General features: G+C 71.8%; 21 protein-coding genes. 15 read left to right on the top strand and 6 right to left on the bottom strand.

All coding sequences use genetic code 11. The features are described from left to right. Nucleotides 1-126 precede the first annotated feature (126 nt). Nucleotides 127-411 carry a hypothetical protein gene (locus AC54T2_RS01210; protein WP_496665306.1) on the top strand — a complete coding sequence of 95 codons (285 nt, stop codon included), beginning with the start codon at nt 127-129 and terminating at the stop codon, nt 409-411. Nucleotides 412-577: 166 nt separating this feature from the next. Here the strand turns inward: AC54T2_RS01210 and AC54T2_RS01205 are convergent, their stop codons facing one another. Further along, nucleotides 578-919, bottom strand: coding sequence for a hypothetical protein (locus AC54T2_RS01205; RefSeq protein ID WP_186339137.1), 342 nt, complete (start codon nt 917-919; stop codon nt 578-580). Between the two features lie 354 nt (nt 920-1,273). Here AC54T2_RS01205 and nrdR point away from each other — a divergent pair, with 354 nt between their 5' ends. From nrdR to AC54T2_RS01190, 3 genes are all read left to right on the top strand, one after another. After that, nucleotides 1,274-1,750: a transcriptional regulator NrdR gene (gene nrdR, locus AC54T2_RS01200; protein WP_496665305.1), complete on the top strand. Its 477-nt coding sequence runs from the start codon at nt 1,274-1,276 to the stop codon at nt 1,748-1,750. Nucleotides 1,751-1,874: 124 nt separating this feature from the next. Continuing rightward, complete coding sequence (locus AC54T2_RS01195; RefSeq protein WP_496665304.1) at nt 1,875-4,772, top strand: vitamin B12-dependent ribonucleotide reductase; 2,898 nt, start codon at nt 1,875-1,877, stop codon at nt 4,770-4,772. Nucleotides 4,773-5,037: 265 nt separating this feature from the next. After that, nucleotides 5,038-5,772: a hypothetical protein gene (locus tag AC54T2_RS01190; protein WP_496665303.1), complete on the top strand. Its 735-nt coding sequence runs from the start codon at nt 5,038-5,040 to the stop codon at nt 5,770-5,772. Between the two features lie 683 nt (nt 5,773-6,455). Here the strand turns inward: AC54T2_RS01190 and AC54T2_RS01185 are convergent. After that, on the bottom strand, nt 6,456-9,263 hold the full coding sequence (locus AC54T2_RS01185; RefSeq protein ID WP_496665302.1) for a DEAD/DEAH box helicase family protein: 2,808 nt from the start codon (nt 9,261-9,263) through the stop codon (nt 6,456-6,458). A gap of 154 nt (nt 9,264-9,417) precedes the next feature. After that, a complete protein-coding gene (locus tag AC54T2_RS01180; protein WP_496665301.1) occupies nt 9,418-10,545 on the bottom strand; it encodes a glycerate kinase in 1,128 nt (375 codons plus the stop codon). A 95-nt stretch (nt 10,546-10,640) separates the two neighbouring features. On the opposite strand from AC54T2_RS01180, the gene AC54T2_RS01175 reads away from it, so the two are divergent. Further along, nucleotides 10,641-11,372, top strand: a complete 732-nt coding sequence (locus AC54T2_RS01175) for a ComEA family DNA-binding protein (RefSeq protein ID WP_496665300.1) — start codon at nt 10,641-10,643, stop codon at nt 11,370-11,372. 34 nt (nt 11,373-11,406) lie between these two features. Here the strand turns inward: AC54T2_RS01175 and AC54T2_RS01170 are convergent, their stop codons facing one another. Both AC54T2_RS01170 and AC54T2_RS01165 read right to left on the bottom strand, forming a co-directional pair. Beyond that, the gene (locus AC54T2_RS01170; RefSeq protein WP_186339129.1) at nt 11,407-12,240 is read right to left on the bottom strand and encodes an alpha/beta hydrolase; all 834 of its coding nucleotides are present in this window, start codon (nt 12,238-12,240) and stop codon (nt 11,407-11,409) included. 4 nt (nt 12,241-12,244) lie between these two features. Next, nucleotides 12,245-12,631, bottom strand: coding sequence for a DUF2237 family protein (locus tag AC54T2_RS01165; protein WP_186339128.1), 387 nt, complete (start codon nt 12,629-12,631; stop codon nt 12,245-12,247). Between the two features lie 64 nt (nt 12,632-12,695). Between AC54T2_RS01165 and AC54T2_RS01160 the strand changes: the two genes are divergently transcribed. Then, nucleotides 12,696-13,715 (top strand): DUF2804 domain-containing protein, encoded by a 1,020-nt coding sequence (locus AC54T2_RS01160; RefSeq protein WP_496665299.1) that lies wholly within the window; start codon nt 12,696-12,698, stop codon nt 13,713-13,715. A gap of 10 nt (nt 13,716-13,725) precedes the next feature. On the opposite strand, the gene AC54T2_RS01155 is transcribed toward AC54T2_RS01160, so the two are convergent. Next, a complete protein-coding gene (locus AC54T2_RS01155) occupies nt 13,726-14,658 on the bottom strand; it encodes an acyl-ACP desaturase (RefSeq protein WP_496665298.1) in 933 nt (310 codons plus the stop codon). A gap of 151 nt (nt 14,659-14,809) precedes the next feature. Between AC54T2_RS01155 and AC54T2_RS01150 the strand changes: the two genes are divergently transcribed. The 9 genes from AC54T2_RS01150 (at nt 14,810) to AC54T2_RS01110 (ending at nt 22,725) form a co-directional block, all read left to right on the top strand. Beyond that, complete coding sequence (locus tag AC54T2_RS01150; protein WP_496665297.1) at nt 14,810-15,400, top strand: TetR/AcrR family transcriptional regulator; 591 nt, start codon at nt 14,810-14,812, stop codon at nt 15,398-15,400. Then, complete coding sequence (locus tag AC54T2_RS01145) at nt 15,397-16,023, top strand: VC0807 family protein (RefSeq protein ID WP_496665296.1); 627 nt, start codon at nt 15,397-15,399, stop codon at nt 16,021-16,023. The genes AC54T2_RS01150 and AC54T2_RS01145 overlap by 4 nt, the downstream gene beginning before the upstream one ends. 118 nt (nt 16,024-16,141) lie before the next feature. Then, entirely contained in the window at nt 16,142-16,558 is a 417-nt protein-coding gene (locus AC54T2_RS01140) for a VOC family protein (protein WP_496665295.1), read from the top strand. 144 nt (nt 16,559-16,702) lie between these two features. Next, complete coding sequence (locus AC54T2_RS01135) at nt 16,703-18,193, top strand: GntP family permease (protein ID WP_496665294.1); 1,491 nt, start codon at nt 16,703-16,705, stop codon at nt 18,191-18,193. Nucleotide 18,194: 1 nt separating this feature from the next. Beyond that, complete coding sequence (locus AC54T2_RS01130; protein WP_496665293.1) at nt 18,195-19,514, top strand: four-carbon acid sugar kinase family protein; 1,320 nt, start codon at nt 18,195-18,197, stop codon at nt 19,512-19,514. Between the two features lie 52 nt (nt 19,515-19,566). Then, nucleotides 19,567-20,604 (top strand): 4-hydroxythreonine-4-phosphate dehydrogenase PdxA, encoded by a 1,038-nt coding sequence (gene pdxA / locus AC54T2_RS01125; RefSeq protein WP_496665292.1) that lies wholly within the window; start codon nt 19,567-19,569, stop codon nt 20,602-20,604. A gap of 24 nt (nt 20,605-20,628) precedes the next feature. Next, a complete protein-coding gene (locus tag AC54T2_RS01120; protein WP_496665291.1) occupies nt 20,629-21,405 on the top strand; it encodes a DeoR/GlpR family DNA-binding transcription regulator in 777 nt (258 codons plus the stop codon). A gap of 87 nt (nt 21,406-21,492) precedes the next feature. Then, nucleotides 21,493-22,473 (top strand): SPFH domain-containing protein, encoded by a 981-nt coding sequence (locus AC54T2_RS01115; RefSeq protein ID WP_496665290.1) that lies wholly within the window; start codon nt 21,493-21,495, stop codon nt 22,471-22,473. A 12-nt stretch (nt 22,474-22,485) separates the two neighbouring features. Next, a complete protein-coding gene (locus tag AC54T2_RS01110; protein ID WP_186339121.1) occupies nt 22,486-22,725 on the top strand; it encodes a type II toxin-antitoxin system antitoxin in 240 nt (79 codons plus the stop codon). Nucleotides 22,726-22,728 lie beyond the last annotated feature (3 nt).

The following is a 22,728-nucleotide window of genomic DNA, read 5'->3' as shown; positions in this document are numbered from 1 at the left end:
GAACGGCGGCCCGTTGACTCTGCCTACTTCGCGCGGGACCGGTCGAACCCACGAGCCTTCATCCGTCGGTGGGAAGTAGCCAGCGACGAGATGCAGGTGACGGGAAGGACGTCGCACTACGCGTCCATGACCTCTGAATGTGACCCCTGCGATGGTTTCGTGGAGGCGGTCGAACGTGCCTTCGAGGGCGGTGGCTCCGTCGACTTCCCGGGCTCGACCATCATCCGTATCACCAAGGTGCGCGGTTCTGACGCGACCTACCTCGTCACAAAGGACGTCCCTCGTACGGTCGTCCGGCACGGGGACGGGCGACGTGAGGAGTTCCCGGGTGGCCGCACCACCCTTCGGGTCGTCCTCGAGCCGTTCCGCAAGTGGTGGGTGGTGGGTCATTACTGGATCGAGCCAAGCTGATCAGGCGTAGATCGACGTGCACTTGCGTCGGCACGCAAGCAAGACTGCGAGTCGGCCTCATGCGCCGCGCCCGATGCCGCGATCGGGGAGGGCGGGACGCACGGCCCGTCGCCCGTCCCACGATCGTGGACGTTCCGAGCCAGTGGGCGGCTCGGATCCTCCACGGTCAGCGAGCGGCGCGCTTCCCGCCGACGGGGCGCGGGGGAGCGTCGTCCGGAGGGGGTGGCGCCTCGGTGATCCCGAGGGTCCGCATCAGCCGGGCGACGAGCATCAGCCCCGCGAACAGGCAGGCGATCGCGCCGAGGCAGGCCAGCGCCATGAACAGCCAGGCCGAGCCGCCGGAGGAGCTGCGCGCCGCCGTGCCGAAGTCGATGGCGGCGTAGACGAGGTAGCCCCACGCCACCACGCACAGGGTGATCGCGGCGCCGAGGACGAGGGCGGTCCGGTCGAGGGTCCGCGGGGGCCGCGCGCCTCTCCGCGCACCTGCTCGCTTCCCCGCTGTGGACACCCCGTCATTGTGGCGGATGGGGCCTCATGGGGCAGGGGTTCGACGAGTTTGGCGCCGACCGACACGCCGTCCAGGACCGCCCCCCGAGGTGCGGTGCCGCGCACTGACCTGCGGTTTTGTCGAGCGGGCGAAATACCTCGGGCGAGGATTCGCGTTCGCTTGCCAGGCGTTGTGGTCGGGGCGTACGGTTACCACTACATCTAGTACTTACACCGCTGTAGTTATCCACATCTGGTGCACAGGCCAGAGGGCGAACCACACAGCCCGAGGCTAGTTGTCCACAGGAACATCCCCAGCCGACACCCCGTTATGTGGGTGTATGACGCGCGCCCGCCGCTCGAGAGGAGGACCGCCGTGCACTGTCCCAACTGCAAGAACGAGGACACCAAGGTCCTCGACTCCCGGGTGGCCGACGACGGCGCCTCGATCCGCCGGCGGCGTACGTGTGCCGCGTGCGACCGCCGCTTCACCACGGTCGAGAAGATGCAGCTCACGGTGCTCAAGCGCTCCGGCGCGACCGAGCCGTTCAACCGCGACAAGGCGATCGCCGGCGTCCGGAAGGCCTGCAAGGGCCGCCCGGTCACCGATGCCCAGCTCGCCTGCCTCGGCCAGGAGGTCGAGGACGCCCTGCGCCTGAGCGGTCAGGCCGAGTTCGACGCCAACGACGTCGGCCTCGCGATCCTGGCCCCGCTGCGGGCGCTCGACGAGGTGGCCTACCTGCGCTTCGCGAGCGTCTACCGCGCGTTCGAGTCGGTCGACGACTTCGACGCCGAGATCAAGATGCTGCGGCTCGAGCGAGCCGCCGACGATCAGCCCGTGCAGGCCGGCTGACCCCCCAGACGGGCCCGGCAGGTAGTGGGGAAGCTGCCTGCCGGGCCTCACCAAACCCCCCGCGAGTCGACTCGCGCACGCACCACCACCCGCACCATCCATATACGAGGGACAGAGGAACTCCATGACCGAGACGGTGAGCACCCGCGCCAAGGCGAGGGGCAAGGGCCTGAAGATGGAGCGCGTCTTCAGCACCGAGGGCACGCACCCCTACGACGCCATCACGTGGGAGCGTCGCGACGTCCTCCAGCAGAACTGGAAGACCGGCGAGACCGTCTTCGAGCAGCGCGGCGTGGAGTTCCCCGACTTCTGGTCGGTCAACGCCTCGACGATCGTCACCACCAAGTACTTCCGCGGCGCCGTCGGCTCCGACGTCCGCGAGTGGAGCCTCAAGCAGCTCATCGACCGGGTCGTGAAGACCTACACCAAGGCCGGCATCGACAACGGCTACTTCGCCACCGACGCCGACGCCGAGATCTTCGAGCACGAGCTGACCTGGCTGCTGGTCAACCAGTACTTCTCCTTCAACTCGCCCGTCTGGTTCAACGTCGGCACCCCGTCGCCGCAGCAGGTCTCGGCCTGCTTCATCCTCTCGGTCGACGACTCGATGGACTCGATCCTCAACTGGTACAAGGAGGAGGGGTTCATCTTCAAGGGCGGCTCCGGCGCCGGCCTCAACCTCTCCCGCATCCGCTCCTCCAAGGAGCTGCTCTCCTCCGGCGGTACGGCGTCCGGTCCCGTCTCCTTCATGCGCGGCGCCGACGCGTCCGCGGGCACCATCAAGTCGGGCGGCGCGACGCGTCGTGCGGCCAAGATGGTCGTCCTCGACGTCGACCACCCCGACATCGAGGAGTTCGTGATGACGAAGGCGCGCGAGGAGGACAAGATCCGCGCGCTGCGCGACGCCGGCTTCGACATGGACCTGGGTGGCGCCGACATCACCTCCGTGCAGTACCAGAACGCCAACAACTCCGTGCGCGTCAGCGACGAGTTCATGCGCGCCGTCGAGGACGGCACCGAGTTCGGCCTGCGCTCGCGCGGCACCGGCGAGGTCATCGAGACCGTCGACGCCCGCGACCTGTTCCGCAAGATCAGCCAGGCCGCGTGGGAGTGCGCCGACCCGGGCCTGCAGTACGACGACACGATCAACGACTGGCACACCAACCCCGAGACCGGCCGCATCACCGCGTCCAACCCGTGCTCGGAGTACATGTCGCTCGACAACTCCTCGTGCAACCTCGCCTCGCTCAACCTGCTGAAGTTCCTCAAGGACGACGACACCTTCGACGCCGCGCTCTTCGCCAAGGCCGTCGAGTTCATCATCACCGCGATGGACATCTCGATCTGCTTCGCCGACTTCCCGACCGAGGCGATCGGCAAGACCACCGTCGACTACCGCCAGCTCGGCATCGGCTACGCCAACCTCGGCGCGCTGCTGATGGCGATGGGCCTGGGCTACGACTCCGAGGGCGGCCGCTCGATGGCCGCCGCGATCACCTCGCTCATGACCGGCACGTCCTACAAGCGCAGCGCCGAGCTCGCCGGGATCGTCGGCCCCTACGCCGGCTACGCCCGCAACGCCGAGGCCCACAAGCGCGTGATGCGCAAGCACCAGGCGGCCAACGACGTCGTACGCGTGCTGCACACCGAGGACGGCCGGGTGCACAAGCTGGCCACCAAGGCGTGGGCCGACGTGATCAAGGTCGGTGAGAAGTTCGGCTTCCGCAACGCGCAGGCGTCCGTCCTCGCGCCCACCGGCACCATCGGCTTCATGATGGACTGCGACACCACCGGCATCGAGCCCGACTTCTCGCTCGTGAAGTTCAAGAAGCTCGTCGGCGGCGGCTCCATGCAGATCGTCAACCAGACGATCCCGCGGGCCCTGAAGAAGATGGGCTACCAGGCCGAGCAGATCGAGGCGATCGTCGCCTACATCGCCGAGCACGGGCACGTCGTCGACGCCCCCGGCCTCAAGACCGAGCACTACGAGATCTTCGACACCGCGATGGGCGCCCGCTCGCTCAAGCCGATGGGCCACGTCCGGATGATGGCGGCCTGCCAGCCGTTCCTCTCCGGTGCGATCTCCAAGACGGTCAACCTGCCCGAGAACGCCACGGTCGAGGAGATCGAGGACGTCTACCTGCAGTCGTGGAAGCTCGGCCTCAAGGCGACCGCGATCTACCGCGACAACTGCAAGGTCGGCCAGCCGCTGTCCGACGGTGGCGGCAAGGCCAAGAAGGACGCCGCCGACAAGGCCGCGGCCTCCGCCGAGGTCGAGACCAAGGTCGTGGAGAAGGTCGTCTACGCCCCGGTCCGCAAGCGCCTGCCCAAGTCGCGCGTCTCCCGCACGACGTCGTTCACCGTGGGTGGTGCCGAGGGCTACATGACCTCCGGCGCCCACGACGACGGCCAGCTCGGCGAGGTCTTCCTCAAGCTCGGCAAGCAGGGCTCGACCCTCGCCGGCGTGATGGACGCCTTCTCGATCGCGGTGTCGATCGGCCTGCAGTACGGCGTCCCGCTGGAGACCTACGTCTCGAAGTTCACCAACCTGCGCTTCGAGCCCGCCGGCCTCACCGACGACCCCGACGTGCGGATGTCGCAGTCGATCATGGACTACATCTTCCGTCGCCTCGCCCTGGACTACCTGTCCTTCGAGGAGCGCTCGATGCTCGGCATCTACTCCGCCGAGGAGCGCCAGCGCCACCTCGAGACCGGCTCCTACGAGCCGCTCGTGGAGGAGACGGGCTCGGCCTCCGAGCTCACGTCGCCCGCGTCCTCCTCGGCGTCCGCGGACGTCGTCGAGGTCCAGGACCTCGAGACCAAGGACACCCACGGCGCCGAGGCCCGCGAGGTCCCGGCCCGGGTCACGACCGGCGAGGCGAAGACGACCGCCGAGCTCTTCGAGAAGCTCACCGGCACCGCCGTCGACTCGCCGCTCTGCATGACCTGCGGCACCAAGATGCGCCCCGCCGGCTCGTGCTACGTGTGCGAGGGCTGCGGGTCCACTAGCGGCTGCAGCTGATATCGAATCTCGTGAGTTCTGCACCGAGTATCACGAGGTTTCTGCACTAGTGACACAACCCGAAGGGCCTGCTTCCAAGCGGAGGTAGGCCCTTCGGGCTCGGGGGTGATGGCCCCTGGATCTTCTGACCCCTGTCATCGACCGCTTCTCACCCACGGCCCGACGGCGGTCGCGTACCGTGCCTCACGCAGGTTGCCTAGTCGGATCGCGTCATGGCACGCGCTGGGTCTGGTACCGGTGTGAATGACAAATAGGGGGACCAGCAGTGAGCGGCAAAGAGATGGCCTCGAAGGCACTGACGAAGGCGTTGACCTTCCAGTCGCCGATGGCGCGGAAGAACTTCGAACGACTCCGTCGGGTCCATCCCGACGACTCCCCACAGGACCTCGCCAGTCGCGTGAACACGCACTACCTTGGCACGGTGACGGCCTCCGGGGCCGTGTCCGGCGGAGCGGGTGTGATACCCGGTGCGGGGCTACCAGCAGCGGGTCTCGACATCATCGCGTTCACTGAGGCGTCAGTCCTTTACGTGCTCACTCTCGCCGAGATTCACGGACTGCACCCCGAGGACATCGAACGCCGCCGTCTGCTTGTCCAGACCGTTCTCATTGGCGAGTCCGCCGTCACGGTACTGAACAAGGGGGCCGGGCGTACCGTCCCCTACTGGGGCAAGCAGATCGTGGAACGGATTCCCATGTCTGCGGTCAACGCAGCGAACAAGGTCCTTGGTCCGCGCTTCATCACCAAGTACGGAACCAAGCAAGGTGTACTGGTCTTGAGCAAGCAGGTCCCGTTTGGGATCGGTGCCGGTATCGGTGCTGGCGCGAACCACCTGGTCGGGCGTGCGATCGTCAAGACAGCAAAGCGGGTCTTCGGCCCACCGCCGACGGAGTTCACCTCCCTGCCCGGTGCTGATACCACCGACGCCGAGATCATCGACGTCGACTGGGTCATGGACGGTGACGACGCGCTCGGCGATGGGCAGGATGTGACGGCTTAGCACCGGTGCTGGACCCACGGGCGTGACACATGGCTGCGCCATCGTGGTCCCGAGATAAGTGATGGGCCGGTCACCCGTATGGGGTGACCGGCCCTTAGGTCGGATGGACCGACTGGGGAGTAGTCCCGCAAGGCAGGCGGCTTAGGGTGGCGCGCGGTGGACGACAGGACGACCGTTGAGGCACCTGGGCTCGTTTGGGTGAAGGACCCGGTGAACCGGTCGACGGGCGTACCGAACGGGGACCTCCCCAAAAGTCGCCATCACGACGACTGCATGCACTGGTATCGCGACGCGTCTGGCGGTTTGTTGGGGCCTGCGCCCTATCGGGCGAGTGAGCAACTGATGCAAGAACTGCCGCCGTGCCAGACATGCGCCACCTCTGTCCGGGGCTCGCAGGTCGGGAGCGCGTCGTGAGGTGGGTGGTGGGGTCAGCCTCGAGGTCATGATGCGCGCCGATCCGAGGTACGTCGACTATCCGCCGTTGCCCTACGAGGACGAGATCAGCCGCCAGGACGACGGTAGCCGTCGCCGTCGCCGTTGACCTCTGCCGGAGGAGTCCTCGAAGGTGGTCCCGCTTGCGCGCCGGACAGTATGGTCAAACGACATCGCGCGGCTGGACCCGACCCTGACCATCGTCGCGGTCTAAGGCCCACGTGGTCGCCGAGTTCGGCACGCGCACTGGGTCAGGACCAGTGGCGTCGCATGACCGTGGTCGCAGCGAACGGGTCCTCGCCCGACACCGCGGTCGCGACGCCGGCTCCCTCCGGCTTCGCGGTGGCGAGCAGCCGGCCCTCGCCGACCCACCTGCGCCAGGCGTCGAGGTAGCAGCGGGCGTTGGTGGCGTTGCGGCCGAGGACGGTCGGGACCGGATGCCAGGCCTCGCTGGTGGCGCGGGCGGCACGCAACGCTGAACGCGCGCCCCGGCGCGTACGGATCGCGCGGTCTGGCAGGTGCGCGTCGGTGTAGCGCGACACGAGGTAGCGCGGGGCGCCGACCGGGGCGATCGCCTCGTCGAACGCGGCTGTGAACACCTCGGCGTCGTCCTCGGTGCCGACGAGGCGGAAGCGGTACTCCCCGCCCGGGTGGACGTCGACCGCGAGCGCCGACGCGCCGATGGTCGTCAGCCCGGCCGCCACAAGGCCGTCCGCGACTGCCGCCGCGACCGCCTCCAGCGGTGGGACGCCCGCCGTCAGGGCGAGCTGTTCTCGCACCCACGAGGCGAGGTCGTCCGCGTGCGAGCGAGCGGTCACGGCGCTCCGGCCGAGAGTCGCGAGCCCGCCCACTGCGCCGGCCACGAGCGCCCACTCGCCGACGGTGAGGGAGGCGGCGCCGACACCGGCAGCCGCCGCGCCCAGCGCGAGGGACGTACGCCAGCTCGTCGCGGGGACCGGGGCCTCGGTCGTCATGCCGTCCGAGGTCAGCCGCCACGACGGAGGGACCGGCGTGAGGGTGACGACCTCGTCGGGTGGCGCGAGGTCGACGGCGGGGCGGCGTACGCGCAGCGACGCGAGCGTGACGTCCTGGTAGGGCTCACCCACCTTCCAGGCCTCGCGGATGGCGTCTCGCGCGGAGGCAGCCATCAGCATCCGTGCGTTGAGGGCGTCGAACGAGTCGACGGGTGGCGGGGTGAAGGGGGAGAAGGACGCGTCGATGTGGGCGACCCCGTCGACGATGTCGCCGTCGGCGTCGATGCCGTGGAACCCCTGGTGCTTGCGCACCAGCCGGGACCAGTCGTTGTCGCCCCTGGGGTGTGACTCCGAGACGCACACGACGGTCCAGTTGGTGGCGACCTTGTCCGGCCAGGTCGGGTCGGTGCGCAGCGCCCGGCCGCGTGTCTGGACGACGGCCGTGAGGGTGGTGGCGGTGGTCAGGTCGACGAGCGAGGAGACGCCGCGGGCGTTCCACCCCTCGCCGAGGAGACCGCGGGTGCCGACGAGGACCTGGGTCCGGCCGGACTCGAAGAACGCGGTGACGTGGCCGACCCAGGCGCGCGAGGTCCATCCGGACGCGCACGTCGCGACCGGGCCATCCGCGGTCTCGACGTGCAGGCGCGAGGCCAGGTCGGGGTCGCGGTCGGTGACGAAGGCGACGAGGTCGCGCAGCGTCGCCTCGGAGGCGGCGACGACGGAGCCGGTGACCAGCATCGGGTGCAGGAGGGCGGTGCTCGGGTCTGCGAGCAGGGCCTCCAGCGCCGCGATCGCCGACCCGGCCTCGGCGTCGAGGACCCCGTCCAGGGTCAACGGCACGGTCGCGGTCGCGCGCTCGTGGTCGCACAGCACCAGCACCCGGGTCCGCTCGCCGATCGCGGCGTGCTCGGACGCGATGATCTGGACGGCGGCGCCGGGCTTGGCGTACGACCTGGCCAGCACGCGGTCGACGGTGGAGCGCCCGCGTCGTACGCCGCGACGCGTCCACTGGTAGCCCACCGACGGCAACGCGGCCCTCACCACCGCGAGCACCTCGGCGTCGGCCGGGTCGGCGGACTCGGCGACGTGGTGAAGCAGCCAGTCGCCGAGGAGCCGGACCCAGTCCTCGGCCGACGGGGCGTGCCGGTGCCCCTCCCGCAGCCGGGCGCCGGGGGGCAGGGCGAGCAGGCCCGCGTGGTGCATGCGCAGAGCGGCGTCGCACAGATCGGGCTCGCGCTCGGCGAGCGCCGCCCAGGTGGTCGTGGCGGGGACGGGCTCGACGAACCGGGCGGTGAGCCACTCGTAGAAACCGACCGACCCGAAGCGCGGGGTGGTGAGCAGGGTGGTGAGCTCGGTGAAGCGCAGCGCCTCGCCGGTCAGCCAGTCCTCCTCGGTGGCCGTAGGGGTGGTCAGCCACACGAGCTCGTCGAACGGCGCGAGGTGGCCCTCCTTCACCACCGCGGGCACCGAGACGCGGTAGCGGATCTCTCCGAAGAGCCGGTCGACGAGGGCGCGCTGCTCGCCGGCGAGGCTCTCGGGCGGTGTCGCGGTCAGCGCGAGGACGTGCGCGCGACCGATGGCGTCGAGCAGCTCGGCGAGGAGCCGCCCCCACACCTCGAGCAGGTGGTGGCACTCGTCGAGGACGAGCACCAGGCGTGGCTGGGTGCGGATCCGCTCGAAGAGGGCGATGCCGTTGGGGTGCAGCCGGTCGACGACCGGGGTCGTGGAGTCCACGTCGTCGGCGGCCTCGGAGTCGAAGACGGCCAGGGACTGGTAGGTCAGGCAGGTCAGCGGGCTGAGGAGGGACTTGTCGTCGCTCGCGTCGAGCCCCAACGTCTGGGCCTCGGCGATCCACTGGGACTGGATGGCGGTGTTGGGGGCCAGCACGACGGCGCGGGTGTCGGGGTGTGCCCGGAGCTCGCCCGAGACGGCCTCGAGTCCGACGCGCGTCTTGCCTGCGCCGGGCGGCAGGACGACCCATGCGCGTGGGTGATCCGCGTCGGCCCATGCGCGGGTGAGAGCCTCGAGCGCTTCACGTTGGTGGATGCGCAGCGGCGGCACGGCGGACGTGTCCGGATCGGGCACCGTGGACGCCTCCTGGTCGGCTCGGGGGACTCACCTGGCGAGCCGCCGTGCGCTGCAGGTGTGTCGGTGAATGCTGCCACGCGGCCGCGACCTCCACCGTCTCGGAGAGGCGGGCGCCAGCCGCCAGGCCACGGACGCCCGCGAGTGGTGTGAGTCAGAGGTGGCGCGGCAGCTCGTCGGCAGCGAGCTGCTCGAGGTGCGTCGCCGCGTCGTGGATGGCGGACTCGGTGCTCGGCGCGCGGTCGACGACGGCGTAGGCCGCGTCGATGCCCGCCGCCGCGAGGGCGGATGGGGTCAGGTGGTTGACCCCGCAGACGGCGACCACCCGGGCGCCGGCGGCCCGCGCGAGCCGGGCCACGCCGATCGGCGCCTTGCCGCGCAGCGACTGCTCGTCGAGAGCGCCCTCGCCGACGACGACGAGGTCTGCGCCCGCCAGGGTCTGCTCGAAGCCGACCATCTCGAGCACGAGGTCGATCCCGGGCCGGAGCGTGGCGCCGAGCACGGCCATCGCGGCGAACCCGACGCCGCCCGCTGCTCCGGCGCCGGGGGAGTCGCGGACGTCGCGGACGTCGCGGCCGGTCGCGGCCGACACCAGGTCGGCGAGGCGGCCCAGGTGCGCGTCGAGCTCGGCCACCTGCGCCTCGTTCGCGCCCTTCTGCGGCCCGTAGATCGCCGCTGCGCCGTGCGGGCCGGTGAGCGGGTTGTCGACGTCGCACGCCACCACCACCTCGACCTCGCGCAGCCGCGGGTGGAGCCCGCCGAGGTCGACGGCCGCCAGCGCGGCGAGGGCGCCGCCGCCGTCGCCGATCTCGGCACCCGACGGGTCGAGGAGTCGCGCGCCGAGGGACTGGAGCAGGCCGGCCCCGCCGTCGGTGCAGGCGCTGCCGCCGACGCCGAGCACGATGCGTCGCACGCCCGCGTCGAGCGCCGCCGCGATGAGCTCGCCCGTGCCGCGGCTGGTGGCGGTCATCGGCTCCAACCGCCCGCCGGGCAGTCGCACCAGCCCCGACACGTCGGCCATCTCCACGATCGCAGTGCCCGCGAGGTGTGCCCACGCAGTGTCGACCGGCTCGCCGGTCGGCCCGCTCGCGCGGACGGCGACCCTCTCGTAGCCAGCCGCGACGGCGGCGTCGAGCGTCCCGTCGCCACCGTCGGCGACCGGGGAGACCGCCACCTCGACGTCGCCGGCGACGCCCGCCAGCCCGCGCTCGAGCGCGGCCGCGACCTCGGTCGCGGTGAGCGAGCCCTTGAACTTGTCGGGGGCGAGGAGGACGCGGGTCATGGCGCCAACCTAGGGCGTGCGTCGGCGCGTCCGGCACGCGGATCCCACGCGTCGTTCTGCGGCGACGCGCGCGCCGACGACATACGATCGCGCGCATGCAGCCCAGCCCACCCGCAGGTCCCTACGGCGGCGAGCACATGCGGCCCGGCCCGCCCGCCGTCCACCACAGCCGCAAGCCGCTGCGATGGCTGTGGGTGTTCCCCGCCTTCTCGATGGGCCTGCTGGCCGTGGTGCCGCTGATCGCCATCGCGACCAAGTCGAGGACCCGGCAGGCATGGACGTGGGCCGGCGGCCTGGGCGCCTCGTGGCTCGTGGGCTTCATGCTCGTCGCCGCCGACGACTCCGACGGCCTGGCCTCCGACATCGGCCTCACGCTCTACTTCGCTGCCTGGATCGGCTCCGTCGTCTACGCGCTCGTCATGGGAGGGAGGGTCGCGGGGCCTGCCCAGGTGAGCTATGTGCCGGTGGCTGCGCCCCTTCCGTCGTACGACCCCAACGCGGCCGCGGTGGCCCTCGTGCAGGCCGAGCGCGCCAAGCGCGAGGAGGCGCGCGCCCTCGCGAGGCGCGATCCCGCCATGGCCCGCGACCTGCGGATCGGTCGGCCCGACCTGCCCCGGCAGTACGACGACGGCGGGCTGGTCGACGTCAACAGTGCGCCCGCCGAGGTCCTGCAGCAGTTGCTCGGGCTCACCCCCGACCAGGCCACGGGCGTCGTCGAGTCACGCCAGCAGCTGAGCAGGTTCGAGCACCCCGAGGACCTGATGACCCTCGCCGGCCTCGAGCCCACCACCTTCGACAGCGTGCGGGACCGCATCATCCTGCTGTGAACGAGGTGAGCAGCTGACGGTGGGTGGACGGAGCTCAGCGCACCTCGCGGGCGAGCCGGGCGACCGCCTCGGCCACCCGCCGCCCGAACATGACCGCGTCGTTGTGGTCGGCCCCCTCGAACACGACGCGCTCGACGAGGGCCGGCGCGCCGTCGGCGACCCGCGCGCTGAGCTCGGTCGGCACCACGCTGTCGCGGTCGCCGTAGATCACGGTGACGGGGACGTCGCTGGCGGCCAGGGGCTCCAGCACGGGGAACCGGTCGCGGAGCAGCGTGCGCACAGGCAGCCACGGGTAGTGGTGGCGACCGACGTCCGCGAGCTCGGTGAACGGCGACCGCAGCACGATGCCGGCCGGACGGTGCCGCTGCTGCAGGCCTGCGACCACGCCGGTGCCCAGCGACTCACCGAAGAAGAGCGTGCGGTCGAGCGGATGGCCGAGGTCGCCCAGGGCTCGCACCGCGGCGTCGGCATCGGCGGCCAGTCCCTTCTCGCTCGGCCTGCCGGGGTTGGCGCCGTAGCCGCGGTAGTCGACCAGAAGCACGCTGAATCCACGATCGCTCAGCTGCCGCGCGAGACCGGCGCGTCCGGCGCGGTTGCCACCGTTGCCCGGCGCCACCAGCACCGCCATCCCGGTGTCGCTCGCGGCGTCGGCCGCGACGTACCACGCACCCAGCTCGAGCCCGTCGGACGTCTGCAGGGTGACGTCACGGGCGCCGGGGAGCACCTCGTCCGCAGGCGGCACGTCGCTCGCGTCGGGGAAGTAGATCAGCTGCCGCTGCAGTCCCCAGACGGCCGCCAGGGCCAGCCCGCCGACGAGCAGCACGACCACGACCGCCATGAGGATCCTCCTGCCGAGACGACGGGTCATCGGGTCAGAGCCCGCTGAGGTCGGGCGGCACGTCGACCGAGTGGGCCTGCAGCACCTCGAGGGGCACGACGTCGAGCGCGCGCTCGGACGTGGCCGACAGCACGACGGGGGCGGCCACCCCGGCGTCGTACGCCTGGAGCCAGCGGACGGCGACGACACACCACCGGTCGCCCGGGACGAGACCGGGGAAGTGCCACTCGGGACGCGGGGTGGACAGGTCGTTGCCGACCGCGGCCTGGTGGGCCAGGAACTCCTCGGTCATCACCGCGCAGACGGCGTGCAGGCCGACGTCCTGCGGGCCGACCGTGCAGGTGCCGTCGCGGTGGAAGCCCGTGACCGGGTCGGTGCCGCAGGGGTCGAGCTCGCCGCCGAGGACGTTGCGCTCCGTCATGGGGTGATCATCGCGCCTGCCACCTGACGGGCGCCCGGGGCGGGGCCGGTGGTTGGGTTGCGCCATGAGTGGTGAGCAGCTGCGCGAGCGCGAGATCACGGCCGCGACGTCCCTGACCCTGCCCGACGGCCGACTCAACCGCGAGGCCGTCGGCTGGACCCGGACCCCGCTGATCACCACCGACGGGATCGGGCGCGGCCGGGTGGGGCGCGGGCGCAACAAGCGCTGGGAGTACTGGGGGGTCACCACGCCCACCCATGTGGTCGCGCTCGTCGTCTCCGACATCGACTACGCCGCCGTGCACAGCATCTGGGTGCTCGACCGCCGCACCGGCGAGGAGGTCGCGCACGACGCCATCGGCGTGCTGGGACGCAGCGCGACCCTGCCCGGGACCCTCGGCCGCGGACCGGCCCGGGCGCGCACCAGGAAGGTGAGCATCGACCTCGACGAGGTCGACGGCGGCACCCGGCTGCGCGCGGAGGGGAGCCGGGTGCGCGTCGACGTCACCGCCGAGCGCCCGCCCGGGCACGAGAGCCTGGGCGTCGTCGTGCCGTGGTCGGACCGGCTCTTCCAGTACACGGTCAAGGACGTCGCGCGTCCGGTCGTCGGCACGGTGTGGGTCGACGGCCAGGAGTACGCCGTCCCGGCGGGTGAGTCGTGGGCGGTGCTCGACCACGGGCGCGGGCGCTGGCCCTACGCGATGCACTGGAACTGGGGAGCCGGCTCGGGACGCACCGACGGACGCGTGGTCGGCCTCCAGGTCGGCGCGAGGTGGACCGACGGCACCGGCATGTGCGAGAACGCGCTGGTCGTCGACGACCGCCTGACCAAGATCAGCGAGGAGCTCGACTGGCGCTACGACACCGACGACTGGATGGCGCCCTGGCGGGTGGCCGGCGAGGCCGCCGACCTGACCTTCACGCCGTTCCACCTCAAGCGCTCGGTCACCGACCTCAAGGTCTTCTCCTCGCGCACGCACCAGTGCTTCGGCCACTGGTCGGGGCGCGTGCGTGACGAGGCGGGGGAGTGGATCCGCGTCGACGACCTGGTCGGCTGGGCCGAGGACGTCCGCAACCGCTGGTGAGGGCGGCGGGTCAGGCGCCTCGCGCCGCCTTCTTCGCCGCCGCCTCGTCGCGCCGCTCCACGAAGCGGGTCGCCTCCCCGTCGAGCGCGGCGACGGCCGCGGCCAGCTCGTCGCGGGCCGCCTCGCCGTCGGCGTCCAGGTCGGTCAGCTCCCACACCCCCCACTGCCGCAGGAGCGGCGTGACGATGTCGTCGTGGTGGATGCGCAGGTCGTAGATGCCGGCCTTGGCCATCTGCACGGCCTTGCGGGAGAAGCCCGGGATGACGCTGCCGGGCATCTCGAACCCGACGACCTCCTCGGTGATCGCGCGCATGGTCTGGCTGGGCGTGAGCTCGAGGGCGGCGGTGACGAGGTTGCGGTAGAAGATCATGTGGAGGTTCTCGTCCTTGGCCACGCGGGCGAGCAGCCGGTCGGCGATCGGCTCCTCGGTGTAGCGGCCGGTGTTGCGGTGCGAGACCCGGGTGGCGAGCTCCTGGAAGGACACGTAGGCGCACACGTTGAGCAGCGCCTTGTCCATCGCCTCGTAGCCGGTCTCCATCGTCTCCATCCGCGCGCGCTCGAGCTCGACGGGGTCGACGCCGCGGGTGACGAGGAGGTAGTCGCGGATGCAGAACGCGTGGCGTCCCTCCTCGGCCGTCCACCGGTTGACCCAGGTGCCCCAGGCGCTGTCGCGGCCGAAGGCGCGGTCGATCTCGCGGTGGTAGCTCGGCAGATTGTCCTCGGTGAGCAGGTTGACCTCGAGGGCCGTGCGGGCGACGGGGGAGAGCTGCGACTGCGCCACCTCCCACGGGTCGCCGCCGAGGTCGGCGAAGTCGCGGCCCAGGCTCCACGGGACGTACTCGTGGGGCATCCACTCGTCGGCCATCGACAGGTGCCGGTTGAGGTTGTCCTCCACCACCGGCTCGAGCTCGGTCAGCAGCTGGGTGCTCTCGAGTGCGGCCATGCCATCTCCTCGTGGGGCTCCTCGTGGGGCTCCTCGTCGGGCGGACGCGAGGACGGACGGCCTCACCCTCCCTGCCTACACCCGCGGGGGTCCGCTGGATAGGGCGGACGAGCCGGTGGCGGGGATTACTCATCTGAGTTACTTTTTATCCATGCAGGTAACTTCCCGCTCGGTCACGTCGGAGGCCCGTCGGGCGCAGGTGCTCGAGGCGACGATCGCCGTCGTCGCCGAGGAGGGCTTCGCCCGCGCGTCGTTCGCGCGGATCGCCGAGCGCGCCGGCCTCTCCAGCACCCGGCTGATCAGCTATCACTTCGCGGGCAAGGACGAGCTGGTCGCCGCGCTGGTCGAGCACGTGGTCGCCGGCATCGGCGCGTACGTCGGCCCGCTGGTCATGCGGCAGGACACGGCCCGCGGCCGGCTGCGGGCCTACATCGAGGGCGTCGTCGGCTACGCCGACACCCACCGAGCGCCGATGGCCGCGCTGCTCCAGGTGGTCATGTCCGGCGCGTGGGGCCAGGGCGCGGCCGGGCCGAGCGACGTCAGCCACCTCGAGCAGATCCTGCGAGACGGCCAGGAGCGGGGGGAGATGCGCGGCTTCGACCCGCACGTCGTCGCGAGCACGGTCCAGCGCGCGGTCGAGGCCGTCCCGTTCCAGCTGCAGGCCGACCCCGACCTCGACTGCGCCGCGTACGCCGCCGAGCTGGTCGAGCTCTTCGACCGCGCCACCCGGGCCGACCCGTGACGCTCCTCCGGCCGCTGCTCGGCATCGTCGGCTCGACCGCGCTCTACTACCTGATGCGCCAGGCCGGCGTCAGCGTCTACGCCGCCCTCGTGGCCGGCGCGGTGCTGTCCCTCGTGCCGGCCAGCATCGCGATGCTGCGCGGCCACCGCCCCAGCGGGCTCGAGGCGTTCTTCACCGTCCTGCTCTTCGCGAGCTTCGCGATCTCGTTGCTTCCCGGCGACGAGCGGTTCCTCCTCGCCAAGGACGCGCTCGTCACCGGCGGCGTCGGCTTCTGGTTCCTCGCCAGCCTGTGGTGGGCCGAGCGCCCGCTCGCCTACCAGTTCGCCAGGCCCATGGTCGAGGGCCGCCTCGGCTGGCCGCGCGACTGGGAGGGACTGTGGGAGCGCGAGCCCTGGTTCCGCCGGATGTGGCGCACCTCGAGCACGCTGTGGGCGGCCGGCACCCTGCTCGACGCGGTCGCCCGGGTGGTGATGGCCTACACGCTCCCGGCCGACGCGGTGCCCGGGCTCAACCTCGCGATGTACCTCGCCACGGCCGTGGTGCTCAACGTCGTGACGGCCGTCGTCTACGTCCGGGCGGGCGCGGTGGGGCGAGGGCGCCGGGGGCGGGCGACGACGGGCTGAGCGCGCCCGGTCGCCGCACACGTACTGGGCTGTCCACACAGGGCGGTAGGAAGGCGTGCGCCTGGCCGGGAGCATCGGCGTTGTGACGCCCCGCCGGGGCCCGACCAGAGGAGTGCGCATGTTTCGAGGCTTCGCCACCATCAGCTTCGCCGCCGACGACCTGGGTGCAGCGAGCGCCTGGTACGCCGAGCTGCTCGGCGTGCAGCCCTACTACTCGTTCCCGCCAGCTCCGGCGGAGCCGGCCTACGTGGAGTTCCGGGTGGGCGACGACGAGGACGAGCTGGGGATCATCGACCGCAGGTACGCCCCGGGCTCTGCCGGGGACGGGCCGGGCGGCGCGGTGATGTTCTGGCACGTCGACGACCTCCCCGGCACCCTCGCCACCCTCCTCCGGATGGGCGCCGTCGAGCACGAGCCGCTCACCGAGCGCGAGGCCGGCTTCGCGACCGCCTCGGTGGTCGACCCGTTCGGCAACGTGCTGGGCGTGATGCACAACCCGCACTACCTCGAGGTGCTGGCGCGACGCGACCCGTGACGGACCCGGGGTGCGTGGCCTGGGACCGAACGACGTGCGCAGTGTGCGCAACTCAGTTGCGCAGACCTCTTGATTGTGATGGCCGTCACAGTCGAGGATGAGCCGCAGCCCCGACCGTTGGACCCCGGACCCTGGAGGCTCTCGATGGACCTGCAACTGCTTCTCGCCCTCGTGCTCGGCATCGGGACGATCATCTTCCTGGTCCTGCGTACCAGGATCGACGCCTTCGTCGCGCTGCTGATCGCCGCGCTGGTGACCGGGTTCGTGGCCGGCTCGCCGGCGCTCGACACGATCACCTCGATGACCACGGGCTTCGGCAACACCCTCGCCTCGATCGGCATCGTGATCGGTCTGGGCGTCGCGATCGGCAAGATCCTCGAGGTGTCCGGAGCCGCTGACACGCTGGCCAAGACCTTCGTCAAGGCGCTGGGACGCGGCCGCGAGCACTGGGCCATGGCGGGCACCGGTGCGGTCGTCTCGATCCCGGTGTTCTGCGACTCGGGCTACGTCATCATGAACCCGCTCGCGCGCTCGATCGCCCGCCGGATCAACGGTCGCTACGTCACCCTGGCGCTGGCGCTCGGATGCGGGATGACCCTGACGCACCACCTCGTGCCGCCGACGCCCGGACCGCTGGGGGTGGCCGGCATCCTCGGGGCCGACCTCGGCGGGCTGATCCTGGCCGGCCTCGTCTTCACGATCCTCCTGCTGCCGATCGTCGTGCTCTATGCCGCGTGGATGGGACCCAAGCTCGAGAGCGAGCTCAACGAGGGGGTCCGTGAGGCGGTCTACGGCCGGGTCTCGGCCCACGCCTCGCCGCGCTCGGGCGGCACCTCGACGACCACCGTGGACGGCCAGGGGGACGGTGCCGATAGCCCGATGGTGGACGAGGCTCCCGTGCACCAGCTCGGTGAGCCGCCGGAGGGCGGGAAGCCGCACACCATCTCGTTCGGTCTGGCTGCCCTCCCGCTGCTCGTGCCCCTGCTGCTGATCGTGCTCAACACGGTGGCCGCCGCCGTCGACCGCAACAGCCAGGGTGCGCTCGGCCCCGACGACGAGTACACGCCCTCTGCCTGGGCCGAGGTGCTGGCGTTCATCGGCAATCCCGTCGTCGCGCTGATCATCGGCATCGTGCTCGCCGTCTACGTCCTGCTCCCGCGCTGGACCCCGCGCAAGCAGGTCCACAACTGGATGGCGGAGGCCGCGGCGTCCGCCGGCCTGATCATCCTGATCACCGGCGCCGGCGGCGCCCTCGGCCAGGTGCTCCGCGACTCCGGCGTGGGTGACGCGCTGGCGGAGGCGATCGCCGACCTCAGCCTGCCGGGCGTGCTCGTGCCCTACCTCATCGCGAGCCTGGTCCGGGTCGCCCAGGGCTCCGGCACGGTCGCGATGATCACCGCGGCGTCGGTGAGTGCCCCGCTCGTGGTGGGCCTGGACCTGTCCCCGCTCGCCGCAGCGCTGGCGTGCTGCGCCGGGTCGATGGTGTTCAGCTACTTCAACGACTCCTACTTCTGGGTCGTCACCAGGTTCACCGGCCTCGAGGGCACCGCGGCCCTGCGCGGCTGGTCCGGCATCACGACCGCCGTCTGGCTCGGCTCGCTGCCGCTGGTGCTCGTCGCGGGCGCGGTCCTGTGACATGGCAGGAGTGCTCGTCATTGCCGACGACCTGACCGGGGCGAACGCCTGCGCGGCCGGATTCGCCCGGGCCGGGTTCCGCGCCGCCACCGCGAGTGCCGGCGAGCACGCGGACGTCGTCGCCGAGATGGTGTCGCGCTTCGACGCCGTCGTGGCCACCACCGACAGCCGCCACCTCGACCCGGCCAGGGCGCGCGAGCGCGTCGGCCGGGTGGTCCGCGCCGGCTGGCCGGCCCGGTTGGTCTGCAACCGCATCGACACCACCCTGCGCGGCAACGTCGGTGCGACCACGCGCGAGGTGCTCGAGCGCGTCCGCGAGCTGACCGGCGCGCACGTCGCGGTGCTCTGCGCGCCGGCCCACCCCGAAGCGTCCCGGCAGACCATCGGCGCAATGCAGCTGCTCGACGGGCGGCGGCTCGAGGACACCGAGGTGGCGCGCGACGCCCGCAGCCCCGTGCGTACGTCGAGCGTCGTCGCGCTGCTCGCCGACCAGGCCGACCTCCGCGTGGTCGCGGTGCGCCTCGAGGACGTCACCGGCGACCTCGACGCGCTCGCCGGCACGATCCGCCGGCACCTCGACGAGGGGGCGGAGGTGATCGTCGCCGACGCCACGACGACCGACCACCTCGACCGGGTCGCCACGGCGGCGGTCGCCGCGACCGCCGGCACGGACACGGTCTGGACGACCACCGACCCGGGACCGGCGTCCGTGGCGCTCGCCCGGGCGATGGGGCTGGCCGACGACGTCCCCGGCGCGCCGCTGCTCTGCCTCTCCGGGTCCGCCACCGAGCTGACCCGGCTCCAGCTGCGCCAGCTCGTCACCGAGCGCGGCGCCCGCGCCCTGCGTACGCCCGGGGTGCGCGCCGTTCCCGACGTCGACGCGACCGCCGAGCTGCTCGCCGACGCGCTGGCCGTGGCTGGCGCCGGCGGCATCGTCGTGCTCGCCACCGTCCTCGACGAGTCGGACCTGTGGTCGCCGACGCCGGAGGAGGCGACGCAGATCCCGCTCGCCCTGGCCCGCGCGGCCCGCCGTGCGCTGGAGTCGCACCGCGTGGACGGCGTCTTCACCACCGGGGGCGACGTGACCGCCGCCCTCCTCGCCGAGCTGGGGTCGCACGGCCTCGAGGTCGCCGACGAGGTGGAGCCGCTGGCGGTCTCCGGCTCGTTGGTCGGCGGGCAGTGGGACGGTATGCAGGTGGTGACCAAGGGCGGCCTCATCGGCGACGCCGGCACCACGGTCGCCTGCCTCGACCACCTCCGCACGCAGGTCGACGCCCACCGCCGACAGGTCAGCGCGGCCGAGTCGCGCGAGCGCCGCTGACGCCGCAGCACCCCCGATCCGCACAGCAGGCCCGCAGAGAAGGAGAGCCATCATGACCCGACACGTACTCGCCCTGACCCTCGGCGACCCGGTGGGCATCGGCCCGGAGATCACCGCGAAGACCCTCGTCGACCAGGCCGGCGCGAGCGACCACCACGGTGTGGCCGTGGGCGACCCCGCCGCGCTGCGTCGCGGCGCGGAGGCGATGGGGCTCGACGTCGAGGTGCGGGTCGTCGACGCGTTCGACGTCGAGCCCGTCGAGGGCGTCATCGACTGCTACGACACCGGCGTGCTGGGCGACGACGTGCCCGAGTGGGGCGTCGTCGACAAGCGCGCCGGCCTCGCGGCCGTGAAGTCGATCGAGGTCGCCACCCAGGCCGCGATGGACCGCAAGGTCGCCGGCATCGTCACCGGCCCGATCAACAAGGAGGCGATCTGGGCGGCGGGCTCGGAGCACCTCGGGCACACCGAGATGCTCGGCGCGCTGACCGGCGTGACCAAGCAGGACACCATGTTCGTGGTGCGCAACGACGCAGCCGGCGGGCACCACCTGCGGATCTTCTTCACGACCCGGCACGTGTCGCTGCGCAAGGCGCTCGACCAGATCACCCGCGAGTCGGTGGGGGAGTCGATCGTCAAGGCCCACACCGCGCTGAAGGTCTTCGGCGTCGAGGAGCCCCGCCTGGCGATCGCCGCGATCAACCCGCACGGCGGCGAGAACGGGGCCTTCGGCGACGAGGAGATCGTCCACCTGGCGCCGGCCGTCGAGGACGCGCGGGCCAACGGGATCGAGGTGTCCGGCCCCGTCCCCGCCGACTCGGTCTTCCACCAGGGTCTCGTCGGCAGGTATGACGGCGTCCTGTCGCACTTCCACGACCAGGGCCACATCCCCGCCAAGACCTTTGACTTCGACGGCACGATCTCGGTGACGGTGGGGCTGCCGATCCTGCGGACCTCGGTCGACCACGGCACCGCCTTCGACATCGCCGGCACCGGCAAGGCCGGGCACGGCACGATGCTCTCGGCCTACCTGGCAGCGGTCGACTACGCGCCCTACGTCGACAACATCCGATCGACCTACGGCTCCTGAGCACAGGCGCCCGGCAGGAGGACCGTGGCTCGCGACACCCGAGTGCGACGCGCGACGCAAGAGCGCCACGACGCGGTGGTCGCCCTCGTCCGCGAGGGCGTGGACAGCGTCGAGGTGCTGGCCGAGCGGCTCGGCGTCTCCGCCTCGACGGTCCGCCGCGACCTCGCGACCCTGCAGCGCGACGGACGGCTCGCCCGGACGTACGGCGGTGCGCTGGCGCGCGACGTGTTCCACGAGCGGTCCTTCCTCGAGAGCGAGCGCCTCAACCTCGCCGCCAAGTCGGCCATCGCCGCGACGGCGGTCGAGCTGGTGCCGGCCGGGGGGACGGTGTTCGTCGACGCCGGGACCACCTGCCTGGCGCTCGCGCAGCTGCTGGTGGACCGCGGCCCGCTGACGGTGGTCACGCGCGGCCTCGAGGCCGCGCTGCTGCTGTCGCGGGCCGAGGGCGTCGACGTGGTGGTCGTCGGCGGACGCGTGCAGCCGCTCAGCCACGGCGTTCTCGGCCCGCTGTCGGCGTTGGCGCTGGACCGCTACCAGTTCGACGTGGCCTTCCTGGGCGCCGATGCCGTCGACCCGCTGCGGGGGCTGGGGGAGCCGACCGTCGACGAGACGTGGATCAAGGAGCGTGCCGCGGCGGTCGCCGACCAGGTCGTGCTGCTGGCCGATGCGTCCAAGCTGGGGCAGCCAGCGCCGACCTGGCTGCCGGTCGAGCCGTCGTGGACCGTGGTGATCGACGCCTCCGCGTCGGACGCGGCGATCGCCCAGCTCCGCGAGCGCGGGGTGCAGGTGCTGATCGCGTGACGTCTCGCGCCACGAGTCCTCCGCAGGCAGCACGACCTCAGTAAAATGTGATATCACTTTGCCATCACATTCTGACGGAGGGTGCACATGAGCGGTGAGCAGCAGGTCAAGGACGCCGGACACGTCGACGAGTCGGAGGGCGGGACCCCCGCCGGCCGGCCGGTCGGGCACGAGGGGACGCGGGTGGACGTCACCGAGCGTGTGGCGTGGTCGGTCGACGGCTTCGCGGGCCTAGCGGTCTCGCTGGCGCTGATCGGGCTCGGCTGCTGGTTGGTCGTGCTCGGCATCATCGACGCCGACGCCGGGCGCGGCGGCATCGGCCAGATCCTCGGCGGATCGACCGTGGTGCTCCTCGGGCTGGTGCTCTCAGCGTCGCTGACGATCGTGGCGCCGGGACAGACCCGGGTCGTGCAGTTCTTCGGCCGCTACGTCGGCACGGTGCGCAAGCCGGGCCTGCGGATGCTCGTGCCCCTCACCACGCGCCGCAACGTCTCGGTGCGCGTGCACAACTTCGAGACCCACGAGCTCAAGGTCAACGACGCCGACGGCAACCCGATCAACATCGCCTCGATCGTCGTGTGGCAGGTCGCCGACACGGCCCGGGCCACCTTCGCGGTCGAGGACTACGAGGACTTCGTGGCGGTGCAGGCCGAGTCCGCGCTGCGCCACGTGGCGATGAGCCACCCCTACGACCACGCCGCCAACGAGGTGACCCTGCGCGGCGACACCGAGATCATCTCCGGCGAGCTGGCCGCCGAGGTCGCCGCCCGCATCGCGCTGGCCGGCCTCGAGGTCATCGAGGTGCGCATCTCCGCCCTCGCCTACGCCCCCGAGATCGCCCAGGCGATGCTCCAGCGCCAGCAGGCGTCGGCCGTGATCGCCGCGCGCGAGAAGATCGTCGAGGGCGCGGTCGGCATGGTGGAGAGCGCGCTCGCCCAGCTCGAGAAGAAGGACATCGTCGACCTCGACGCCGAGCGCAAGGCGGCCATGGTGTCCAACCTGCTGGTGGTGCTCTGCTCGGAGCGGGGCACGACACCCGTCGTCAACGCCGGGTCGCTCTACACCTGAGCGGGCCCGGCCATGGGCGAGGAGACGGAGCCGGCGGCTCCCCGACGGGGTCCGGAGCGCAAGCCCGTGCTGGTGCGCCTGGACCCCGCCGTGCACGCCGCCCTCCAACGGTGGGCGGCCGACGAGCTGCGCAGCGTCAACGCCCAGATCGAGATCGTGATCCGCGACGCGCTCCGGGCCGCCGGCCGGGCGCCGCGCGACGCCGGCCCGGTGCCCAGGCGCGGCCGCCCACCCGCCACCCGGGACGAGTGACCG

Source organism: Nocardioides sp. Z35_8 (assembly GCF_059621125.1).
The sequence above is the reverse complement of the archived record's forward strand: the minus strand, read 5'-3'. Positions and strand labels throughout refer to the sequence as shown.

Bases quoted from the DNA above. Each gene is read 5' to 3' on its own strand.
- AC54T2_RS01210 (WP_496665306.1), top strand. From the start codon at position 127: ATGACCTCTGAATGTGACCCCTGCGATGGTTTCGTGGAGGCGGTCGAA.
- AC54T2_RS01195 (WP_496665304.1), top strand. From the start codon at position 1,875: ATGACCGAGACGGTGAGCACCCGCGCCAAGGCGAGGGGCAAGGGCCTG.
- AC54T2_RS01180 (WP_496665301.1), bottom strand. From the start codon at position 10,545: ATGACCCGCGTCCTCCTCGCCCCCGACAAGTTCAAGGGCTCGCTCACC.
- AC54T2_RS01175 (WP_496665300.1), top strand. From the start codon at position 10,641: ATGCAGCCCAGCCCACCCGCAGGTCCCTACGGCGGCGAGCACATGCGG.
- AC54T2_RS01170 (WP_186339129.1), bottom strand. From the start codon at position 12,240: ATGACCCGTCGTCTCGGCAGGAGGATCCTCATGGCGGTCGTGGTCGTG.
- AC54T2_RS01165 (WP_186339128.1), bottom strand. From the start codon at position 12,631: ATGACGGAGCGCAACGTCCTCGGCGGCGAGCTCGACCCCTGCGGCACC.
- AC54T2_RS01160 (WP_496665299.1), top strand. From the start codon at position 12,696: ATGAGTGGTGAGCAGCTGCGCGAGCGCGAGATCACGGCCGCGACGTCC.
- AC54T2_RS01155 (WP_496665298.1), bottom strand. From the start codon at position 14,658: ATGGCCGCACTCGAGAGCACCCAGCTGCTGACCGAGCTCGAGCCGGTG.
- AC54T2_RS01150 (WP_496665297.1), top strand. From the start codon at position 14,810: ATGCAGGTAACTTCCCGCTCGGTCACGTCGGAGGCCCGTCGGGCGCAG.
- AC54T2_RS01140 (WP_496665295.1), top strand. From the start codon at position 16,142: ATGTTTCGAGGCTTCGCCACCATCAGCTTCGCCGCCGACGACCTGGGT.
- AC54T2_RS01135 (WP_496665294.1), top strand. From the start codon at position 16,703: ATGGACCTGCAACTGCTTCTCGCCCTCGTGCTCGGCATCGGGACGATC.
- AC54T2_RS01130 (WP_496665293.1), top strand. From the start codon at position 18,195: ATGGCAGGAGTGCTCGTCATTGCCGACGACCTGACCGGGGCGAACGCC.
- pdxA (WP_496665292.1), top strand. From the start codon at position 19,567: ATGACCCGACACGTACTCGCCCTGACCCTCGGCGACCCGGTGGGCATC.
- AC54T2_RS01115 (WP_496665290.1), top strand. From the start codon at position 21,493: ATGAGCGGTGAGCAGCAGGTCAAGGACGCCGGACACGTCGACGAGTCG.
- AC54T2_RS01110 (WP_186339121.1), top strand. From the start codon at position 22,486: ATGGGCGAGGAGACGGAGCCGGCGGCTCCCCGACGGGGTCCGGAGCGC.